The sequence below is a fragment of the Bacteroidota bacterium genome (assembly GCA_039714315.1).
Taxonomy (GTDB): Bacteria; Bacteroidota; Bacteroidia; order Flavobacteriales; family JADGDT01; genus JADGDT01.
Genome location: JBDLJM010000181.1, coordinates 1 through 4,992 on the forward strand (window position 1 = coordinate 1; position 4,992 = coordinate 4,992).

A 4,992-nucleotide genomic window follows, 5' to 3' on the forward strand; every position below is an offset into this window, starting at 1 on the left:
GGTTTTTTGTGAAAGTCCAGCATTTTTATATTCCAGGTTTTTACTTTTTTTGTTTTTATAAATTCTGTGCTTAGTGTGATGTCTACTGCTATGCAAAGATCTGTGTTTGGGTTTAGTCCGGATTTTAGATCTTCGAACAGGTTTTTATTTCTATATGGTGTTTCTATAAAAATTTGTGCCTGATCGGAGTTTAACGATCTTCTTTCGTATTCTTTAATAGCTTTTTTTCTATCGTGTTTGTCGATCGGTAAATAGCCGTTAAATGCAAAGCTTTGACCGTTCATGCCTGAGGCCAGCATAGCCATGAGAATTGATGATGGTCCCACAAGTGGTACTACCTGAATTCCTTTTTCGTGGGCGATGTGTGCTATATCCGCACCGGGATCGGCTATTCCGGGAGTTCCTGCTTCGGACATTAATCCAATATCTTTTCCTTCTTTAACCGTGCTTAAAAACCCCGAATACTCTATAGCTTCGGTTCTCTTGTCTAAAACATGAAATTTAAGGGCAGACTGATCTTTCGAAGGGCAAATTTTTTTGATAAATCTGCGGGCAGTTTTTTCGTTTTCCACAATGTATTCATCAAGTTTTTCGACAGTATCGAAAACCGATTGTGGTAAGACTTCTTTTGGATCGTTATTGCCCAGTGGTACAGGTATGAAGTATATTTTTCCGTTTGCAGACATGCTTTTGTGGTTTAATGCTCTAATGGTTTAATGTTCTAATGATTTAATGATCTAATGTTTGTTATATGTTGAGTTTTTTGCCTTTGACATAATCTTTGTTATTTCAATTGATTCTTTTATTAGTCTTTCCAATTCATCATGATCATTTTATAAATCAGCATCTTTGATTACTTCCAGCCAGTATTCAGATTCGTCAGATTCTTCTACCACAATACATATTTTACTGAAAAATTCATTTTTGGATCTTGCTTCACATGCTTCTCTTTAATTTGCACCGGTTGATGTTGCTGATTTTATCAGTTGGTATGTGATAACAGATGAAGCTTTACCAACTTTTAGAGAATCACAAAAGTTGATAATATCAACAGCGAACTTTTTAGTTCTTTCTCTCATTTTTTCAATAAAAATTTCTTTCTCAGTCATAATAATTATGGGTTGTTTGCTATTTTATCATTGACACATTAACACATTGACTCATTAACACATTGTAAATTTACAATTTCTCCAAAATCTTATCAGTAGCTTCATCGAGCATAGCATAAACGTGACTAAATCCGTGTTCTCCTCCCCAGTAAGGATCGGGGACATCGATATTTTCACCGGGATGAAGTTCGTTCATTATCATAAATATTTTGTTTCGCTGTTCTTGGGTTTTGGCCATAGTTTTTAGGTTGTTGTAATTTGTTTCGTCCATAGCGTATATGTGATCGTACTTGTCGAAATCGGCTGCAACAATTTTTCTGGCTCTTTGACTGCTAATATCAATATTGTTTTTTTTGGCAATAGCCATCGATCTGTTATCGGGAAGTTCGCCACTATGGTAGTCATCAATACCTGCCGAATCAACAATGATATCATCATCAACTTTAGATTTCAATATTCCTTCTGCCAGTGGGGAACGACAGATGTTTCCCAGACATACCATTAATATCTTTTTCGACATTCTTGTTTATTTTTTGTTTGATGGCAAAGGTAGGGTTTAATGATTTAATGCTCTAGTGATTTAATGCTTCAATGATAATGATCAGGGAGGGATAGGAGTGACAGCTTTTTTGATGTAAAGTTTAAGAAGCTTAGCCAATGAGAGCGACCCCGGGAGCTCCTCAATGGCTTTAGCTGAATAACTTTACGACAAAAAACTATAACGGATAGCCCGTTAAGCCTGTCCGCTTTGGAGTTTCAATCGGTGTATAGCAATTGAGGAAGGCGGACAGGCGAGCCTGCCAAAAAACACAAATTCTGTTTACAATAAAAATCGGGAGGTTTGTCATTCAGTGTTTGTGTTTGTCATGTATAGCCTTTAGTGATTATAAATAAGGAGGGCTAATTAGTAATTTTGGAATCTCAAACAAATGTATGTATTGCAGATGATAAAGAAAATTACTTTCCATATAGCATTTTTGGCGGCATTGATTTATGCGTTTACTTCGTGTCAGAAATATTATGATAAAACATATGAAGATTACGATTTTGTTAAGCTCAAATATGATAATGAGGTTGATTTTTCGAGATATAAAACTTATACATTGGTCGACTCTATAGCCTTTGTGCGCGATACAGTATACAATGGAGAAAATGGCTATCCGGATTTTAATATCGACATGGATAAAAATACAAACGGTGAGTATTCTAAATCTGTTATTGCAAAGGTTAGGGAGAATTTAAACAGAATGGGGTTGAATGAGCTTCCTGAAGGGAGTGGAGAAATACCTGATTTGTGTGTTAATATTTCTTCGATGACATTAAAGCAGGTTAGCAGTTATACCTGGTTTCCGAATGATATTTACAATCCGTGGTGGGGAGGTGGTTCTCATTGGAATAACGACTATACCTGGGGGGTGACAAATTATTACGCATCGAATAACGGGATGTTGTCGATAGATATGTTTGATGTATTGAATGCCATGCGTTTAAGAGATGGAAAGATGGAGGTGAAGTCGTTGTGGCGAGGCAGTTTTGAAGGTATTGTAGGCCCAACTTCTGAATCGTACACACAAAGAGTGTTGGGTGGAGTACAGGATATTTTCGATTACGAAGGGGCATTTTAGTTAACGAGGACAGAAATAGATATAAAATATTTACAGTATAAAATTTAACAGATGCAATACTTATATATAGTAATATTCTTTGTTGTATTGGCACAAAGCGCATTTGGGCAACAGTACTATTCTGATAATAGTGACTATGGGTCAACAATTGGAGTTAATAGGCCGGAGAACGAAGGCAATAAGGGGAAATTATCAATGGGCTTTAATTATAACATTGCAAAACCGAAAGGAGACTTCGAAAATTATATCAGTGCCAATTCTTTGACCGGAGCTTCAATTGATTTGACGTATTTTGCAACAGAAAATTTGTCGCTTGGAGTAATGGCCGGATATCAGTATTTTACGGAAAAACAGGAGGATGTAGTTACTTACGGTGATGACGGGTTTTGGAAAGGAACACAATTCAGAAATGTATTTGCAGTACCTGTTTTGGCAAAGGCGGATTATCATTTTATAAATAAAAGTTCATTTTCTGCTTATGTAGGCAGTGGAGCAGGGGTAGCATTGATCAGGAAAGAAATAGAAGTCAGTAAATATATATCCGTAGAATCGGGTGCTAAATTTATGCTTAAACCGGAGATGGGAGTAATGTTAAAGATCTATGAAAATATTTTCATAAATATAGGAGTAGATTACAACCATATATTTAACGCCGGTTCGGAAGGTGATTTGGGATATATGGGAGCTGCTGTTGGGCTTGTAATACGATAAGTGTAATATTGCAGAGCAATAAAAAAATAAAATAAATATTATGTCAGGGTACTGAAAATATGCAGGTTATAAGGCGGGTTTTTGAAGGTGAAAAGTTGAAGGAAATATTTTACGTAAAAAGGCTTTAATTATTGAAAAAACGTTTTATATTTGCACCCGCAATCAGGAAATAAAATGCCTGACAGACCAAGCTTTGGAGAAGTGGCAGAGTGGTCGAATGCACTGGTCTTGAAAACCAGCGAGGGTCACACCTCCGGGGGTTCGAATCCCTCCTTCTCCGCAAAAGAAAATCCTGTTTAGCTTTGCTAAACGGGATTTTTTGTTTTCAAAGGCGTCGAAAATATATTTTCGTAAGTGTTTGAAAACAAAAAATCCCAAGAAATGCGACAGCATTTCAGGGTTTTCTTTTGTAGGATCTCCCCACCGGGATCACGAAGCGACAGCCGAGTAATCCTATTTCCTTACTGAGGGTTTCTTTTTTAGGGCACTGAATAGGGGGCTAAAATAGTACAAGTATATTTTTCATTTTAATGCACTCACTTCATATATTCTTGCCAAATAACTAAAATATATTTTGAATACCCATTTTCCATTTTCTCCATAAAACCATATTCATAGCAAAATAGATAAAGGTTATTATTCTTTGCTTTCCAATAATGAGTGAAGTATTTGGGATTAAAACCTTCTTCGATAAGTTTGTTTTTTCTTACAGTAGCTTTTCCTGCTTTATTGTAACTTTTTAGAATACGTCTATTACTTTTTAATATTCTATCTATTTCACTAAATTTATTATCTCCTTTTTCTAAGTTTCGTTTATAATGGTATGATGATTTACAGTATTCTGAACAAAATTTCTTGTCAATTCTTCCTTCTAAAATATCATTACATTCCAAACATCTTCTTTTCTTTAGTTTATCTCTTTCCATATATTGATAATTTCACAAGTACTTAAAAATATACCCGTAGATTACACGAATACCTATACGTATAAATATACGACTATATTTGTATATAGCTCTGATTTTGATTAGTTTAACATCAAATTTTAATTATCGTGGAAAATAACATATACAACATCACTTTAAGGCATGTAATCATTGATAATAAGCAAATGATTGGTATTACATACTTAAATAATCCCACTTTGGATAGCATTGTAAAAGCAATGGATGGTATTAAATGGAGTGAACAGTACAAGACTTTTTATCTATTAAATACGAACGAGAATTTAACAAAAATATTTATGGCTTTTAAAGGTATTGCGTGGGTTAACTGCAAGTATTTTTTTAAAGATAAACCTGTAAATACAAATATTCCTGAACCTAATTATTCAATATTCAAGAGCAAAAAGAGTAGATATAAAAGGAAATGCCCTGATGAATATATTGATAAGCTACAAGTATTACGATATAGCAAAAATACATTAGTTACCTATGTAAGCTTGTTTGAGGAATTTATTAATTTTTTTAGCGATAAAGATTTATTGAGTATTAACGAGGTTGATATAAAGTCATATCTAAAGCATTTAGTAGATCGAAATGTTTCCA

The 4,992-nt window shown here is 34.4% G+C and carries 7 protein-coding genes and 1 tRNA gene; 4 read left to right on the forward strand and 4 right to left on the reverse strand.

Translation table 11 applies throughout. The features are described 5' to 3' along the window. The 3 genes from ABFR62_12880 to ABFR62_12890 form a co-directional block, all read right to left on the reverse strand. Positions 1-686: SAM-dependent methyltransferase (locus tag ABFR62_12880; GenBank protein ID MEN8139318.1), on the reverse strand; the 686-nt coding region annotated here is incomplete at its 3' end. 264 nt (positions 687-950) lie between these two features. Next, positions 951-1,109: a hypothetical protein gene (locus ABFR62_12885; protein ID MEN8139319.1), complete on the reverse strand. Its 159-nt coding sequence runs from the start codon at positions 1,107-1,109 to the stop codon at positions 951-953. A 70-nt stretch (positions 1,110-1,179) separates the two neighbouring features. Continuing rightward, a complete protein-coding gene (locus ABFR62_12890; protein MEN8139320.1) occupies positions 1,180-1,629 on the reverse strand; it encodes a low molecular weight protein-tyrosine-phosphatase in 450 nt (149 codons plus the stop codon). A gap of 424 nt (positions 1,630-2,053) precedes the next feature. Here ABFR62_12890 and ABFR62_12895 point away from each other — a divergent pair, with 424 nt between their 5' ends. From ABFR62_12895 to ABFR62_12905, 3 genes are all read left to right on the forward strand, one after another. Beyond that, positions 2,054-2,734 carry a DUF4136 domain-containing protein gene (locus tag ABFR62_12895; GenBank protein MEN8139321.1) on the forward strand — a complete coding sequence of 227 codons (681 nt, stop codon included), beginning with the start codon at positions 2,054-2,056 and terminating at the stop codon, positions 2,732-2,734. 51 nt (positions 2,735-2,785) lie between these two features. After that, entirely contained in the window at positions 2,786-3,445 is a 660-nt protein-coding gene (locus ABFR62_12900) for an OmpW family outer membrane protein (GenBank protein ID MEN8139322.1), read from the forward strand. 195 nt (positions 3,446-3,640) lie between these two features. Next, a tRNA-Ser gene (locus ABFR62_12905) sits at positions 3,641-3,725 on the forward strand. Positions 3,726-3,981: 256 nt separating this feature from the next. On the opposite strand, the gene ABFR62_12910 is transcribed toward ABFR62_12905, so the two are convergent. Then, positions 3,982-4,371 carry a hypothetical protein gene (locus ABFR62_12910; protein ID MEN8139323.1) on the reverse strand — a complete coding sequence of 130 codons (390 nt, stop codon included), beginning with the start codon at positions 4,369-4,371 and terminating at the stop codon, positions 3,982-3,984. Positions 4,372-4,499: 128 nt separating this feature from the next. On the opposite strand from ABFR62_12910, the gene ABFR62_12915 reads away from it, so the two are divergent. Further along, on the forward strand, positions 4,500-4,992 hold a 493-nt coding region (locus ABFR62_12915; GenBank protein ID MEN8139324.1), incomplete at its 3' end, for a phage integrase N-terminal SAM-like domain-containing protein.